The organism is Massilia sp. MS-15 (assembly GCF_020176695.1).
Classification (GTDB): domain Bacteria; phylum Pseudomonadota; class Gammaproteobacteria; order Burkholderiales; family Burkholderiaceae_D; genus Telluria; species Telluria hydrophila.
The window spans coordinates 75,865-89,782 of record NZ_JAIWIA010000024.1 but is presented as its reverse complement, the minus strand read 5'-3'; the positions used below and the strand labels follow the sequence as shown (position 1 = coordinate 89,782).

The following is a 13,918-nucleotide window of genomic DNA, read 5'->3' as shown; positions in this document are numbered from 1 at the left end:
GTCCTTTCTGGCTTGCTTACGGTTTCTGCGCGTCCTGCACCATGTCCTGCATCAGCCTGGCGATGCGCGGCATCATGATGCGCTGCCCGATCGCCATGCCCTCGGTGCTCAGCTGCGGGGTCAGGGCCATCATCTTGCGTCCCACCGGGCTGCTGTAGAAGGCGGTGAGCTGGCGGATTTCCCCGGCCGTGTAATGGCGGGTGTAGAGCGGCACCATCGCCTCGATCATTTCGTCGACCAGGGCCTGGTCGCCCAGGATCCGGCCGATCGACTCGGCCAAGGCGGGCAGCATCCGCTCGATCCTGTCCAGGGCCTGCCGCTTCTGCGCCGCATCCAGGCGCGTATCGGCCTGGACCATGGCGACCGCCTGCCGCTGCAGCATGGCCGGCATGGTCTTCTGCAGCTCGGCGTACATGGCCACCATGTTCCTGCGCATTTCCATCGCATCGAACATGGCCTTGACGGCCGTGGTGGCCTCCGCGCCGGTGGCCGGCGTGGCCGGCGCGGCCCCGGCGAACGACGGCAGGCCCGCGAGCGCGGCGGTGGCAACCAGGGTGAGGAGAATGGTCTTCATGCTTGATGCTTGCTTGATGCTCGTTCGATGCGGGCCGGCCAGCCTGGCCGCCCTGGAAAAACGGGCCGCATCACGCGGCCCGCCCTGTACTGCTTACTGCGGTCCCTGCTCGATCTCGACCTCTTCGAGGTCGGTCTCGACGATGCGCTGCAGGCCGGACAGCTTGGTACCGTCTTCCACCGCGATCAGGGTCACACCCTGGGTCGCGCGGCCCATCTCGCGGATCTCGGACACCCGGGTGCGGATCAGGACGCCGCCGGTGGTGATGAGCATGATCTCATCACTGACGTCGACCAGGGTCGCCGCCACCACCTTGCCGTTACGCTCGGAGGTCTGGATCGCGATCATGCCCTTGGTGCCGCGGCCGTGGCGGGTGTATTCAAGGATCGGGGTACGCTTGCCGAAGCCGTTCTCGGTGGCCGTCAGCACCGACTGCTGCTCGTTCTCGGCCACCAGCAGGGCGATGACCTGCTGGCCTTCTTCCAGGTTCATGCCGCGCACGCCGCGCGCGGTACGGCCCATCGGACGCACGTCGTTCTCGTCGAAGCGCACCGCCTTGCCGCCGTCCGAGAACAGCATCACGTCGTGCTGGCCATCGGTCAGCGCGGCGCCCACCAGCACGTCGCCCTCGTCGAGGTCGACGGCGATGATGCCGGCCTTGCGCGGGTTGGAAAAATCGCGCAGCGGGGTCTTCTTGACGGTGCCGAGCGAGGTCGCCATGAACACGTAGTGGTCTTCCGGGAAGCTGCGGTTCTCGCCCGACAGCGGCAGGATCACCGTGATCTTCTCGCCATCCTGCAGCGGGAACATGTTGACGATTGGTTTACCGCGCGAGTTGCGCGAGCCCTGCGGTACTTCCCACACCTTCAGCCAGTACATCCGGCCGCGGTTCGAGAAGCACAGCATGTAGTCGTGGGTATTGGCGATGAACAGCTGGTCGATCCAGTCCTCGTCCTTGGTCGCCATCGCCTGCTTGCCGCGGCCGCCGCGCTTCTGGGCGCGGTATTCGGCGATCGGCTGCGACTTCATGTAGCCGGTGTGCGACAGCGTGACCACCATGTCCTGCGGGGTGATCAGGTCTTCGGTTTCCAGGTCGCTGGCGTTGTGCTCGATGGCCGAGCGGCGCGCATCCTTGCCGTTCTCGGTGTACTCAAGCTTGATGTGCGCCATCTCGTCGCTGATGATGGTCGTCACGCGTTCCGGTTTGGCCAGGATGTCGAGCAGGTCGGCGATGTGGTCCATCACTTCCTTGTACTCGTTGATGATCTTGTCCTGCTCCAGGCCGGTCAGGCGCTGCAGGCGCATCTGCAGGATTTCCTGGGCCTGCTCGTCGGACAGCTTGTACAGGCCGTCCTGCTGCATGCCGTAGTGCTTCGGCAGGTGCTCCGGACGGAAGGCCTCGATGCCGCCGGAAGCCCCCATCTCGGTGCGGTTCAGCATTTCGCGCACCAGCGACGAATCCCAGGCCTTCTGCATCAGCTCGACCTTGGCGATCGGCGGCGTCGGCGCGGCCTTGATGATCGCGATGAAGTCGTCGATGTTCGCCAGCGCGACGGCCAGGCCTTCCAGCATGTGCCCGCGCTCGCGCGCCTTGCGCAGTTCGAACACAGTGCGGCGGGTGACGACTTCGCGGCGGTGCGACAGGAAGCATTCCAGCATCTGCTTCAGGTTCAGCAGCTTCGGCTGGCCGTTGACCAGCGCCACCATGTTCATGCCGAAGGTGTCCTGCAGCTGGGTCTGCTTGTACAGGTTGTTCAGCACCACTTCCGGCACTTCACCGCGCTTCAGTTCGATCACGACGCGCATGCCCGACTTGTCGGACTCGTCGCGGATGTCGCTGATGCCTTCGAGCTTCTTGTCGCGCACGTTCTCGGCGATGCGCTCGAGCAGCGACTTCTTGTTCACCTGGTAGGGCAGCTCATCGATGATGATCGCGACGCGGCCGCCGTCCTTGCCGTATTCCTCGAAGTGGGTCTTGGCGCGCATCACCACGCGGCCGCGCCCGGTGCGGTAGCCGTCGCGCACGCCCGAGACGCCGTAGATGATGCCGGCGGTCGGGAAGTCCGGTGCCGGGATCAGCTCGATCAGCTCGTCGATCGTGCAGTCCGGGTTCTTCAGCAGGTGCTGGGCGCCGTTGATCACTTCCGACAGGTTGTGCGGCGGGATGTTGGTGGCCATGCCGACCGCGATGCCCGAGGAACCGTTGATCAGGAGGTTCGGGATCCGGGTCGGCAGGACCGTCGGTTCCTTTTCCTTGCCATCGTAGTTCGGCTGGAAGTCGACCGTGTCCTTGTCGATATCGGCCAGCAGTTCGCTCGAGATGCGGTCCAGGCGGCACTCGGTATAACGCATTGCCGCGGCGGAATCGCCGTCGATCGAGCCGAAGTTGCCCTGCCCGTCCACCAGCGTATAGCGCAGCGAGAAGTCCTGCGCCATGCGCACCAGGGTGTCGTAGATCGATGCGTCGCCGTGCGGGTGGTACTTGCCCATGGTGTCGCCGACCACGCGCGCGCACTTCACGTACGGACGGCTATGCGTCGTATTACTTTCGTGCATCGAGTACAGCACGCGGCGGTGCACCGGCTTGAGGCCGTCGCGCACGTCCGGCAGAGCACGGCCCACGATCACGCTCATCGCGTAATCGAGGTAGCTCTTGCGCATTTCTTCTTCTAGGGAAATGGGAACTGTTTCTTTTGCGAATTGATCCATTGGGCGGGTCGACTGCTTTCAGGCTAATGGTTATAAGTTGCAACGGATGATTCTACCATGGGGCACTTGGGGCCAGCACAAATCCATTTCCCTTCCGGATGCCCAAGGTAGGGCCGCGTTCGCCCGGCAAATGTTGCAACTAAACAACATACCCACCATTCAGCCTGTGTTTGATTTGGCTGCAGTCGTGTGATTCTGGTCCATGTGGCAAAATGGACAGGAAATTAATTGTGCGATTCACAATGCGAAGCTGCTCTTTGTGCGTTATGTTAATATCTTGACCACAAAGCCTGCCGAGCATGCGCTGAATTGGCGAAGCATCTACCCGAAAGGAAAAAGAACATGAATAAACTGGCTACCCTCCTGCTCGCCGCTTCGGCTGCGATCGCAGGCAATGCTGTTGCCCAGAGCGATGCGCCGTATGCGCCGCTGACCACCGACATCCAGGCGCGTACCCCGTACAGCGCCTATGTGCAGGACAGCCGCGGCGTGATCGCCCGCAATCCTTTCGGCCTGTGCTGGCGTACCGGCTACTGGACTCCGGCTGACGCGGTCCCGGGCTGCGACGCGCCGCTGTGCGTGCCGCCGGAAAAACTCGAGAACGGCAAGTGCGTCGCTCCGCCGCCACCGCCACCGCCAGCCCCGCCAGTCCAGCCGACGCCTGCCCCGACCCCGGCCCCAGTGCCGACCTCGGAAAAAGTGTCGTACTCGGCCGATGCCTTCTTCGACTTCGACAAGGCCGTGCTCAAGCCTGCCGGCAAGGCCGCGCTCGACGAACTGGTCTCGAAGCTGGGTGACATGAACCTGGAAGTCATCATCGCCGTCGGCCACACCGACTGGATCGGTACCGATGCCTACAACCAGAAGCTGTCGATCCGCCGTGCCGAATCCGTCAAGGCCTACCTGAAGGGCAAGGGCGTGGAAGAAAACCGCATCTACACCGAAGGCAAGGGCGAGAAGCAGCCGCAGGCCGACAACAAGACCGCCGCTGGCCGCGCCAAGAACCGCCGCGTGGAAATCGAAGTCGTCGGCACCCGCACCGTCAACAAGTAATCCGCGCGATTGCTCACCGAACCCCGCTCCGGCGGGGTTTTTTTTCGTTGCTGGCACAGGAGCGGCCCGGCTGTACACGGATGGGAACAGGCCTTGACATATTTTCCGTGCGGCATTCCGTGACCTGCGCCATTTCCAGTATGATCCGAGTATGAACACGAACGCAGACCCCTTAGAAATCCAGAAATTCAGTGAACTGGCCCACCGCTGGTGGGACCCGACGTCCGAATTCCGCCCGCTGCACGAAATCAATCCGCTGCGCCTGGAGTGGATCAATGCGCGCGCCCCGTTGCTGGGCAAGAACGTGATCGACATCGGCTGCGGCGGCGGCGTGCTGTCCGAAGCGATGGCACGCAAGGGCGCCAAGGTGACCGGCATCGACCTGTCGAAGAAGGCCCTGAAGGTGGCCGACCTGCACAGCCTGGAGTCGGGCGTGGAAGTGCGCTACAAGCACATCGCGGCGGAAGACATGGCGCTGGAAGAACCGGGCCAGTTCGACGTCGTCACCTGCATGGAAATGCTCGAGCACGTGCCGGATCCGGCCTCGATCGTGCGCGCCGCCACCACCCTGGTCAAGCCGGGCGGCCACGTGTTCTTCTCGACGCTGAACCGCAATCCGAAATCCTACCTGTTCGCGGTGATCGGCGCGGAATACGTGCTGCGCATGCTGCCGCGCGGGACCCACGACTATGCCAAGTTCATCACCCCGGCCGAGCTGTCGCAGTTCGCCCGCCAGGCCGGGCTGCAGGTCGACGGCTTGAAAGGCCTGACCTACAATCCGCTGACCAAGATCTATTCCCTCAACAACGACACCGACGTCAACTACATGGTGGCGTGCAGCAAACCGGTTTAACCTTTCGCCTTTTCCACATGACTCTCCCGACCGTCCTGCCGGCACCGCGTGCCATCCTGTTCGACCTCGATGGCACCCTGGCCGACACCGCGCCCGACCTCGCGGCCGCCGTCAACTGGCTGCGCACCGAGCGCGGCCTGCCGCCGACCCCGTATTCGGTGCTGCGTCCCACCGCCTCCGCCGGCGCGCGCGGCATGATCGGTGCGGCCTTCGGGCTGGCGCCGGGCGACGAGGGTTACGAAGAGCTGCGCATGCAGTGGTTCGACCGCTACCAGGAAACCATGGCCGTGCACAGTTCGCTGTTCGGGGGCGTGACCGAACTGCTGTACGGGATCGAACAGGCCGGCATGAGCTGGGGCATCGTCACCAACAAGCCGGCCCGCTTCACCGATCCGCTGATCCCGCAGATCGGCCTGTCGCATGCGGGCTGCGTGGTGTCCGGTGACACCACCGGCTTTCCCAAGCCCCACCCGGCCCCGCTGCTGGAAGGCGCGCGCCGCCTGGGCGTGGCGCCGGAACAATGCTGGTATGTCGGTGACGACAAGCGCGATGTCGAAGCCGGCCATGCCGCCGGGATGGTCACCGTGGCCTGCAACTGGGGCTACTGCGGCGCCGTCGAGCCATCCACCTGGGGTGCGCACTACCTGCTCGACACCCCCACCGACCTGTTGCAAACCCTGCGCAGCGTGCTCGACGCCGCACGCCTGGCGGCCGAGCCGGCCGCCTGATTCCCCTTCCTCGCAACGGGCCGGACAGCTCTCGGCCCGCTTACATCTCTTTACGACTGATACAGGCTCAGGTCTAGTTCCGGGTCGTGCTCGCCGGTAATCTACTCCCATACGACAACACAACGTCTTACGGAGAAGAACATGCAAACTACCCAAGGCCTTAACCGCATCCACCCGCTGATGGCCGCCGCCGCCGTCTCGGTCGTCATCGTCAGCCTGACCGGCGCCGCCGCCATCACCGGCCTGCTGCCGAGCTCGAAGAGCGCCGCCGACCTGCCGCCAGCCCCGCTGGCCGCCACCACGCCCTACAACCAGCCGGGCATGGTCCCGATGACGAACGCCCAGGGCCAGGTCGTGATGGTGCCGGCCGCCGCGCTGCAAGCCCAGCCGGCCAGCGCGCCGCTGTCGGCCACGCCGGTGACACCGCAACTGGCGACCCAGCTCGCCGCCGGCACCGCGCCGCAGCTGGCCATGCCGGTCGCCGCCGCCCAGCCGGTCGCCTATGTGCAGCCGGCGCCGCAGCCGGCCCCGGTGGTGGTCAAGGAAGTGATCCGCGAAAAGCCGGTCGTGAAAGTGGTCGAGAAAACCCGCGTGGTGCATGCCAAGCCGAGCGAGCCGCGCTACGTGCAGCAGGCGGCGCCGGCACCGGCACCGGCCCAGCCGAACTATGTCGGCATCGGCACCGGCGCCGTGATCGGCGGCCTGATCGGCAACCAGATCGGCGGCGGCAATGGCAAGAAACTGGCGACCGTGGCCGGCATCATCGGTGGCGGCATGCTCGGCAACGAGATCGCCAACCGCAACCGCTAAGCCGCTTCCCCTTTACCAGAAACCGCAGGCGCAGTCAGCCTGCGGTTTTTTTTCGGAAGATGCAAACGATGATGTCGCTGGGGAAGATCCTCAGCACGGGAATCGCGCACATGACCGCGAGGTACTGCAGCCACAAGGACAGCGGCGATACCTTGCCGGCATAGCTCAGGCGCTCGCGCAGGCCCTTGGCGCGCAGGGCCGGCAGCTCGGCGCAGTCGACCAGCTCGAAGCCCTGCCCCGCCACCAGCGTCGCCAGGTTGGCCGGGCTGAAATAGTGGACATGCGGAGAAGGCATGTCCTTCTGCCACAGGCGCTCGAACGGCATGCGCCAGCCCAGCCGGGCCATGCATTTCGAAAAGCGGTAGAAGAAGCCGCGGCTGCTCGGCAGGTTAAGGATCAGGATGCCGTCCTGCTCCAGGTGCTGCCGGCAGGCGTCGAGGGCGCTGCGGATATCCGGGATATGTTCGATGACGTCGTTGAAAACGATGACGTCGAAGCGCTCGTCGTCCTGCAACACGTCCGGGAAGAAGCCAGCCCGCACCGGCAGGCCACGGCTGGCTGCGCGCGATCCGACCACGGCATCCGGCTCGATGCCGAGCACCGCGAAATCCTCGCGCGCCGTTTCCAGGAACCAGCCATGGGCGCTGCCCACGTCGAGCAGGCTGCGCGCCCCGGGGCGCGCATGGCGCCTGGCGTACTGCACGATGGCGCGGAAATTCTCGAGCCGCAGGGCCTTCAGCGCCGCCTCGCGCTCGGCCTCGTTGATCTCGACGTCGGTGGGCTTGTTGATGGCGACGGAGAGCGCCGCACTTTCGTAATGGCATGCCGGACAGGTAGCGTGCCACGCCGCGATACCGGCTGTTTGGGTGTTACCGCAGACGATGCAAACCATGTTCATCCTTGTCGAAAGAAGCGGATACCGACCGTGTAGCCGGGCCATGATATTGCACTTCTCGCATGAAGTGAGGGTATCTTCGGTCCTACTTGACATTAAGCGCGGCCTAAGCATGCAAGCTGCATCCGGCGCCGAATTGCAGTACAATGAAGTCCTCTCGTTGGGGGCGACCTGGTTTCGACGTGGGTTGCAAAGCAGCGCAGGGCATACCGAGGACTGGTTACCTCGTAAATACATCCAGAAATCAATAACTGCAAACGATAACTCGTACGCACTCGCAGCTTAATTGCTGCTAGGTCCACAACACCTCGCCCCTGGGGTGTACCGCAAGGTTCGTGGACTCATTTACAGGGGCTCGCAGTAGGCTGGGTCACTTGGTCGACTGTTAAATAATAGGTGACTCGCCTGTCCAAAGGGTGCACATCCCCGTTGTCCAGGTTAAATTAATTGATAGTGCTAAGTATGTAGAACTGTCTGTAGAGTGCTTGCGGACGCGGGTTCGATTCCCGCCGCCTCCACCAACCTCTTCCGAAAAGCCGCTGATTCGTCAGTGGCTTTTCCTTTTTCAATGCGCCTGATCTGGTTTCGTGTCCAAGTTTTCGGCTTTCTTTAACGTTTAACGCTTGCGTTGCAACACTGACCCGGCTTCTTCAGGCACTTGCGGCAGCAATACGTGGGCGCGCCGGTCCTGCGGTTAGCGGTAACTCCGCCGCTCATGTTCTCGCGAAACAAGCGGCCATCCACGCAGCCGATTCAGTTGCATCGCACCGTCGCGGCTACCTTTCCAGGCGCATCCCCGCGCTGCCTCAGCTCGCACCGGGTCGCGGCCAGACTCACCCGGTACCAACGTACCGTTTTCGGCTCGTACTGGCAGGCCAACCACTTCACATCGCCGTGCTTGAATCCAAAGTCCGCATCGATCCCGCCAGGCACCTTCCTGGACGCGCCCATCAATTCCGCTTCCTTCTGCCTGCCCTCATGCATACCCGCACCGATCAGGCGCGCTCCCTGGTGCACGGCCGGGCACTTGAAGACCTCGGCCTGGGCACCGTAGGCGATAAGCGAAAAGGACAGGATTGCGAACTTCATTCGTGCGCACGCGCTTAGAACTGGCGGCATTGTCAGTGCCCGACGTTCGCTGCTTCCCGTACCAGGGCCACGCACTCTCCGCCTCGGAATGGCTTGCGCCCCTGAAGCTGCTCGACCGTACCGGAATAGATGAAGTAGCCCATGTTGCCTCCGCGATGTGAGGAAGCATGGTGACAGGCCAGTGTTGACGGCAACTTGGCGGCGGTCAACGGCCGGCGCAGGAGAGACCACGTATCCGGTGGCGCCGCGCGGCCTGGAGCGGCACCCGCCGGGCAAGCCGGAGCAGGATGCCCAGCTTGCTCAGGACCCGGGGTATCTGTCGGCACCCAGGCTCACCTGCACGGCGGATCCGGCGCCCGCATCCACCTCAGGACGTCGGCCCCGGATCCGACCCCGCCTGCTGGATCACCATCAACTCCTTCATCAGCGCCTCGTTGAACGCCGGAATGTCCTCCGGCTTGCGGCTAGTGACCAGTTTGCCGTCCACCACCACCTCGTCATCCGTCCATTCCGCCCCCGCCGCCTTCAGGTCGTCCTGGATCGCCGGATAGCTGGTGAGGTGCTTCGATTGCGCGATGCCGGCATCGATCAGCGGCCATGGTCCGTGGCAGATCGCGGCGATCGGCTTGTCGGCCTCGTCGAAGGCCTTGATGAAGGCGATCGCTTCGGGGATCCGGCGCAGCTGCTTCGGATTTTCCTCGCCGCCCGGCAGCAGCAGCGCATCGAAATCCTTCACGTCGGCCTGGTCCAGGCCCAGTTCCACCTTGAAGCGCTCGCCCGGCTGGTCGTGGTTCATGCCCTGTACTTCCTCGCCCGCGCGCTTGGGCGAGATCAGCGTGACCTGCACGCCCTTCCCTTCCAGGAAGCTGCGCGGGGCGGTGTACTCGACCTGCTCGACGCCGTCGGTCATCAGGACCGCCACGCGCCGGCCCACCAGGTCCTTTTCGCTGACCAGGTCCAGATGGTCGCCGCCACCCAGTTGTTCGTTCATATGTCCTCCTGTCTGGTTCATGAATATATGGAACGATTGTAGGTCGGCCCCACCCCGGACGTCGCGCGCATGGCGCGCTCGCACGCCTCCGCAAGCCAGTAGAATGGCGGGCTTACCAGAACAAGCATCGAAGAACATGACCAGCCCCCCACCCGCCCACGCCGCGCCGGTACGCGCCGAAATCGCCACCCTGTGGCGCCTGTCCTGGCCGATGCTGGTCGGCCAGCTGGCCACCGTCGGCATGGGCGTGGCCGACGTGGCCATGACGGGCCACGTCAGCGCCGAGGAACTGGCCGCCGTCTCGCTCGGCACCTCGATCTGGTCAATCGTGCTGGTGACCGTGATGGGTACCATGATGGCGATCAATACCGTGGTCGCCCACGAAATCGGCGCCGCGCGCTACGACCAGATCCCGCACTCCGTGCGCCAGTCGATGTGGAAGGGCCTGCTCGTGGGCCTGCTCGCCATGCTGTTCGCCAACCTGTGCACCCTGCTGTTCGACCATGTCGGGCTGGACCAGCACGTGGCCGACCGCGCCGCGCTGTTCCTGCATGTGATCAGCGTTGGCATGCCGGCCTTCGCCTGCTACCGCGCCCTGTATGGCTACACGACCAGCATCAACCAGACCAAGCCGATCATGTGGATCGCCATTTTCGGACTGCTGTTCAACGTGCTGTCGAACTGGCTGCTGGTCTATGGTAACTGGGGCTTCCCGCGCCTGGGCGCGGTCGGCTGCGCGGTGTCCACGGCCGTGGGCATGTGGCTGATGCTGGGCGCCATGGTCTTCTGGGTCAAGGTTTCGCCGGCTTACCGCATGACCTATCCCTTCACCGGCTGGGAAGGACCGGACTGGAAGGAGATCGGCGCCATGCTGCGCCTCGGCCTGCCGATCGGCGTCACCTATTTCGCCGAGGTGAGCGCATTTGCCCTGATCAGCCTGCTTGTAGCCCGTTTCGGCGTGGTGGCCGTGTCGGCGCACCAGGTGGCCCTGAACTTCGCCTCCCTGGTGTTCATGGTGCCTCTCAGCTTCTCGATCGGCATGATGACCCGGGTCGGCCAGGCCATGGGCGAAGGCGATCCGGTACGCGCCCGCTTCGTCGGTTGGGTGGGAGTAGGCATGTCGGTGGCGTTCGGCGCCCTGTCAGCGCTGTTCATCGCCATCTTCCGCTGGGAGATCGCGGCTGTCTATACCTCCGACCCGGCGGTGCAGGCCGCCTGCGCCCACTTGCTGCTGCTGGCCGCCCTGTTCCAGCTGTCCGACGCGACCCAGGTGGCAACCGCCTCGGCGATCCGCGGCTACCAGGTGACGCGCGCGCCGATGGTCATCCAGCTGCTGGCCTTCTGGGGCGTGTCGCTGCCGCTCGGCTGCATCCTGGGCCTGGCGCCGGGCTGGTTCCCGTGGACGCCGGCGGCGCCGATGTCCACCACCGGTTTCTGGATCGGCCTGGTCGTCGCACTGACCATCGCCGCGGTGCTGCTCACCTGGTCCTTCGAGAAGCTGGCGCGCCAGCGCATCCGGGATGGTGCGGCACCCCGCGGAAGCGAACACGTAGCGGCGCATGTGTAGTTACAGCTTTTCGGGGCGGTCTCTGGTATCGTTCCGCAGTTGTCGTAAATTAATTTATATCAGAGACCTCATGCGCCCTTCCCTGCTCCTCTCGACCGCTTTCGCGGTCGCCCTCGCGGCTGCTCCCGCCATGGCCGAACGCCTGACGCTGGACCGCATCTACGGTGATCCAGCCCTGGCCGGCCCCGGCGTGCGCAACCTGCGCGTGTCGCCCGACGGCGAACGCGTCACCTTCCTGCGCGGCCGCAGCGACAACCAGTACCAGCTGGACCTGTGGGAATACAACATGAAGACCAAGAGCACGCAGCGCCTGGTCGATTCCAAGCGCCTGGTGCCGAACGAGGAGCTGTCGCTGGAAGAAAAGGCGCGCCGCGAGCGTGCCCGTACCGCCGGCCTATCGGGTATCCTGACCTATAACTGGTCGCCGGACGGCAAGCAGCTCTTGGTGCCGATCGGCGGCGACCTGTTCCTGGTCGACGCGGCGAAACCGGACGCGCCGCGCAAGGTGGCTTCGGGCAACGTGACCGATCCGAAGATCTCGCCGAAGGGCCGCTACGTCTCCTTCGTGCGCAACCAGAACCTGGTCGTGATCGACCTGCAGACCGGCGCCGAGCGCCAGCTGACGAACGATGGCAAAGGCACCATCCACAACGGCGAGGCCGAATTCGTCGCGCAGGAAGAGATGGACCAGCACACCGGCTATTACTGGGCGCCGGACGATTCCGCGATCGCCTACCGCCGCTATGATGAAAAGCCGGTCCCGGTGGTGCGCCGCTTCGAGATCTTCGCCGACCGCACCGAAGTGATCGACCAGCACTACCCGGCCGCCGGCGACCCGAACGTGCTGATCGAGCTGATGATCGTCAACCCGGCCACCGGCCAGCAGCGCAAGGTCGATCTCGGCGCCGAGAAGGACATCTACCTGGTGCGCGCCGATTTCAGCGCCGACGCCAAGACCCTGGTCTACCAGCGCCAGACGCGCGACCAGAAGCGCCTCGACCTGGTGGCGGTGGACGTCGACACCCTGGCCCAGCGCCCGCTCCTGAGCGAAACCTCGAAGACCTGGGTCGAGATCCACAACGACCTGCGCTTCCTGAAGAACAGGAAAGCCTTCATCTGGGCTTCCGAGCGCAGCGGCTACAAGCACCTCTACCTCTACGGCCTGGATGGCAAGCTGCAGGTTCCGCTGTCGAAAGGCAACTGGGGCGTGGACAGCGTGCTGGCGGTGGATGAAGCCGGCGGCAAGGTCTATGTGTCGTCGGGCAAGGATGCGATCATCGACAAGCAGACCTATGCGCTCAAGCTGGACGGCAGCAACGCTGCCGCGCCGACCCGCATCACGGCCGGCGACGGCTGGCACGATGCCTCGTTCGCAGGGAACGGCAAGATCTTCGTCGATACCTACTCGAACCCGACCACCCCGCCGCAAGTGTCGATCCGCCGCGCCGACGGCACGATGGTGGAATGGCTCGAGAAGAACGAACTGAACGCGAACCACCCGTACGGCAAGTACATCGCGGACCACCTGCGGACCGAATACGGCACGATGAAGGCCAAGGATGGCCAGACCTTGCACTATTCGATCATCAAGCCAGCCAATTTCGATGCAGGCAAGCGCTACCCGGTGTTCCTGTTCACCTATGGCGGTCCGCACTCGCAGCGCGTGACCCGTGCCTGGGGCAATTATTTTGACCAGTACATGGCGCAGCAGGGCTTCGTGGTGTTCCGCCTCGATAACCGCGGTTCGGGCCGCCGCGAGCGCGCCTTCACCGACGTCATCTACAACAATCTCGGCAAGCACGAGGTCGAAGACCAGGTGACCGGCATCGACTGGCTGGCCAAGCAGAGCTTCGTCGATCCGAAGCGCATCGGCGTGTTCGGCTGGAGCTATGGCGGCTTCATGACCCTGCGCCTGCTGTCGGCGGCGTCGGACAAGATCGCGATGGGCGTGTCCGTGGCGCCGGTGACCGACTGGGCACTGTACGACACCCACTACACCGAGCAGTTCGTGGGCGGCACGCCGAAGTCGGATCCGGAAGCATATGCGCGCAGCGGCGTGTTCGCGCACCTGGATGGCATGAAGTCGCCGCTGCTGCTGATTCACGGCATGGCGGACGATAACGTCCTGTTCACCAACACCACCCGCCTGATCGACGAGCTGGTCAAGCGTAACGTGCAGTTCGACCTGATGACCTATCCAGGCGCCAAGCACGGCATCTCGGGCAAGACCAACCAGCGCCATGTATATGGCCTGATCGAGGCCTTCTTCAAGAAAAACCTCGGCGGAACTGCGGCGAAATAAGCAGCTTCCACACAATGCACACGGCCGCCCGAGGGCGGCTGTGTGCATTTCAGCGCCTCCCAAACAACAACAGCCGCACTCGGGCGGCTGTTGCGGGCGCGCGAAAGCGCGTCAACGCACGAATCAGTGCGGGCGGCGCGCAGCGTCGTCCAGCGTGTTTTCCACTTTTTCCTGTGCGTCGCCCATCGTCTTCTGGGTCTTGCCTTCGACCTTGGTCGCCTTGCCCTTGGCTTCCTGGGTTGGGCTGTCGATCGCATCACCGAATTCTTCCTGGATCTTGCCACCGATTTCTTTCAGTTTGCCCTTGACTTGATTTTCGTTAATCATGGTCTTCTCCTTGAATTCAC

Annotated in this window: 12 protein-coding genes and 1 other RNA gene; 7 read left to right on the top strand and 6 right to left on the bottom strand. The window is 64.1% G+C overall.

The genetic code is table 11. From position 1 onward, the window contains the following. Nucleotides 1-16: 16 nt before the first annotated feature. Both LCI23_RS10500 and gyrA read right to left on the bottom strand, forming a co-directional pair. Nucleotides 17-574, bottom strand: a complete 558-nt coding sequence (locus LCI23_RS10500) for a DUF2059 domain-containing protein (RefSeq protein ID WP_224946405.1) — start codon at nt 572-574, stop codon at nt 17-19. Between the two features lie 93 nt (nt 575-667). Beyond that, nucleotides 668-3,283, bottom strand: a complete 2,616-nt coding sequence (gene gyrA / locus LCI23_RS10495; RefSeq protein WP_224946404.1) for a DNA gyrase subunit A — start codon at nt 3,281-3,283, stop codon at nt 668-670. A 342-nt stretch (nt 3,284-3,625) separates the two neighbouring features. On the opposite strand from gyrA, the gene ompA reads away from it, so the two are divergent. The 4 genes from ompA to LCI23_RS10475 all read left to right on the top strand — a co-directional run bounded on the left by ompA (nt 3,626) and on the right by LCI23_RS10475 (nt 6,727). Continuing rightward, nucleotides 3,626-4,336: an outer membrane protein OmpA gene (gene ompA, locus LCI23_RS10490; RefSeq protein ID WP_224946403.1), complete on the top strand. Its 711-nt coding sequence runs from the start codon at nt 3,626-3,628 to the stop codon at nt 4,334-4,336. A 151-nt stretch (nt 4,337-4,487) separates the two neighbouring features. Beyond that, nucleotides 4,488-5,189 carry a bifunctional 2-polyprenyl-6-hydroxyphenol methylase/3-demethylubiquinol 3-O-methyltransferase UbiG gene (gene ubiG / locus LCI23_RS10485; RefSeq protein WP_224946402.1) on the top strand — a complete coding sequence of 234 codons (702 nt, stop codon included), beginning with the start codon at nt 4,488-4,490 and terminating at the stop codon, nt 5,187-5,189. 17 nt (nt 5,190-5,206) lie between these two features. Continuing rightward, nucleotides 5,207-5,917, top strand: a complete 711-nt coding sequence (locus tag LCI23_RS10480) for an HAD family hydrolase (RefSeq protein ID WP_224946401.1) — start codon at nt 5,207-5,209, stop codon at nt 5,915-5,917. Nucleotides 5,918-6,058: 141 nt separating this feature from the next. Beyond that, a complete protein-coding gene (locus LCI23_RS10475) occupies nt 6,059-6,727 on the top strand; it encodes a glycine zipper 2TM domain-containing protein (protein ID WP_224946488.1) in 669 nt (222 codons plus the stop codon). Between the two features lie 34 nt (nt 6,728-6,761). On the opposite strand, the gene LCI23_RS10470 is transcribed toward LCI23_RS10475, so the two are convergent. Beyond that, complete coding sequence (locus LCI23_RS10470; RefSeq protein ID WP_224946400.1) at nt 6,762-7,619, bottom strand: bifunctional 2-polyprenyl-6-hydroxyphenol methylase/3-demethylubiquinol 3-O-methyltransferase UbiG; 858 nt, start codon at nt 7,617-7,619, stop codon at nt 6,762-6,764. Nucleotides 7,620-7,784: 165 nt separating this feature from the next. Between LCI23_RS10470 and ssrA the strand changes: the two genes are divergently transcribed. Then, nucleotides 7,785-8,143, top strand: a transfer-messenger RNA (tmRNA) gene (ssrA, locus tag LCI23_RS10465). A gap of 232 nt (nt 8,144-8,375) precedes the next feature. Here ssrA and LCI23_RS10460 read toward each other — a convergent pair. Further along, nucleotides 8,376-8,711: an STY0301 family protein gene (locus tag LCI23_RS10460; protein ID WP_224946399.1), complete on the bottom strand. Its 336-nt coding sequence runs from the start codon at nt 8,709-8,711 to the stop codon at nt 8,376-8,378. Nucleotides 8,712-9,078: 367 nt separating this feature from the next. Further along, the gene (locus LCI23_RS10455) at nt 9,079-9,702 is read right to left on the bottom strand and encodes a type 1 glutamine amidotransferase domain-containing protein (protein WP_224946398.1); all 624 of its coding nucleotides are present in this window, start codon (nt 9,700-9,702) and stop codon (nt 9,079-9,081) included. Between the two features lie 136 nt (nt 9,703-9,838). Here LCI23_RS10455 and LCI23_RS10450 point away from each other — a divergent pair, with 136 nt between their 5' ends. After that, the gene (locus LCI23_RS10450) at nt 9,839-11,269 is read left to right on the top strand and encodes an MATE family efflux transporter (protein ID WP_224946397.1); all 1,431 of its coding nucleotides are present in this window, start codon (nt 9,839-9,841) and stop codon (nt 11,267-11,269) included. A gap of 70 nt (nt 11,270-11,339) precedes the next feature. Beyond that, nucleotides 11,340-13,571 (top strand): S9 family peptidase, encoded by a 2,232-nt coding sequence (locus tag LCI23_RS10445; protein ID WP_224946396.1) that lies wholly within the window; start codon nt 11,340-11,342, stop codon nt 13,569-13,571. Nucleotides 13,572-13,694: 123 nt separating this feature from the next. Here the strand turns inward: LCI23_RS10445 and LCI23_RS10440 are convergent, their stop codons facing one another. Further along, nucleotides 13,695-13,898 carry a CsbD family protein gene (locus tag LCI23_RS10440; RefSeq protein WP_229517394.1) on the bottom strand — a complete coding sequence of 68 codons (204 nt, stop codon included), beginning with the start codon at nt 13,896-13,898 and terminating at the stop codon, nt 13,695-13,697. Between the last annotated feature and the right edge of the window lie 20 nt (nt 13,899-13,918).

Excerpts from the sequence above, each read along its gene's own strand:
- LCI23_RS10450 (WP_224946397.1), top strand. The coding sequence starts at position 9,839 with ATGACCAGCCCCCCACCCGCCCACGCCGCGCCGGTACGCGCCGAAATC.
- LCI23_RS10440 (WP_229517394.1), bottom strand. The coding sequence starts at position 13,898 with ATGATTAACGAAAATCAAGTCAAGGGCAAACTGAAAGAAATCGGTGGC.
- LCI23_RS10470 (WP_224946400.1), bottom strand. The coding sequence starts at position 7,619 with ATGGTTTGCATCGTCTGCGGTAACACCCAAACAGCCGGTATCGCGGCG.
- ompA (WP_224946403.1), top strand. The coding sequence starts at position 3,626 with ATGAATAAACTGGCTACCCTCCTGCTCGCCGCTTCGGCTGCGATCGCA.
- LCI23_RS10480 (WP_224946401.1), top strand. The coding sequence starts at position 5,207 with ATGACTCTCCCGACCGTCCTGCCGGCACCGCGTGCCATCCTGTTCGAC.
- LCI23_RS10500 (WP_224946405.1), bottom strand. The coding sequence starts at position 574 with ATGAAGACCATTCTCCTCACCCTGGTTGCCACCGCCGCGCTCGCGGGC.
- gyrA (WP_224946404.1), bottom strand. The coding sequence starts at position 3,283 with ATGGATCAATTCGCAAAAGAAACAGTTCCCATTTCCCTAGAAGAAGAA.
- LCI23_RS10460 (WP_224946399.1), bottom strand. The coding sequence starts at position 8,711 with ATGAAGTTCGCAATCCTGTCCTTTTCGCTTATCGCCTACGGTGCCCAG.
- LCI23_RS10455 (WP_224946398.1), bottom strand. The coding sequence starts at position 9,702 with ATGAACGAACAACTGGGTGGCGGCGACCATCTGGACCTGGTCAGCGAA.
- LCI23_RS10445 (WP_224946396.1), top strand. The coding sequence starts at position 11,340 with ATGCGCCCTTCCCTGCTCCTCTCGACCGCTTTCGCGGTCGCCCTCGCG.
- ubiG (WP_224946402.1), top strand. The coding sequence starts at position 4,488 with ATGAACACGAACGCAGACCCCTTAGAAATCCAGAAATTCAGTGAACTG.
- LCI23_RS10475 (WP_224946488.1), top strand. The coding sequence starts at position 6,059 with ATGCAAACTACCCAAGGCCTTAACCGCATCCACCCGCTGATGGCCGCC.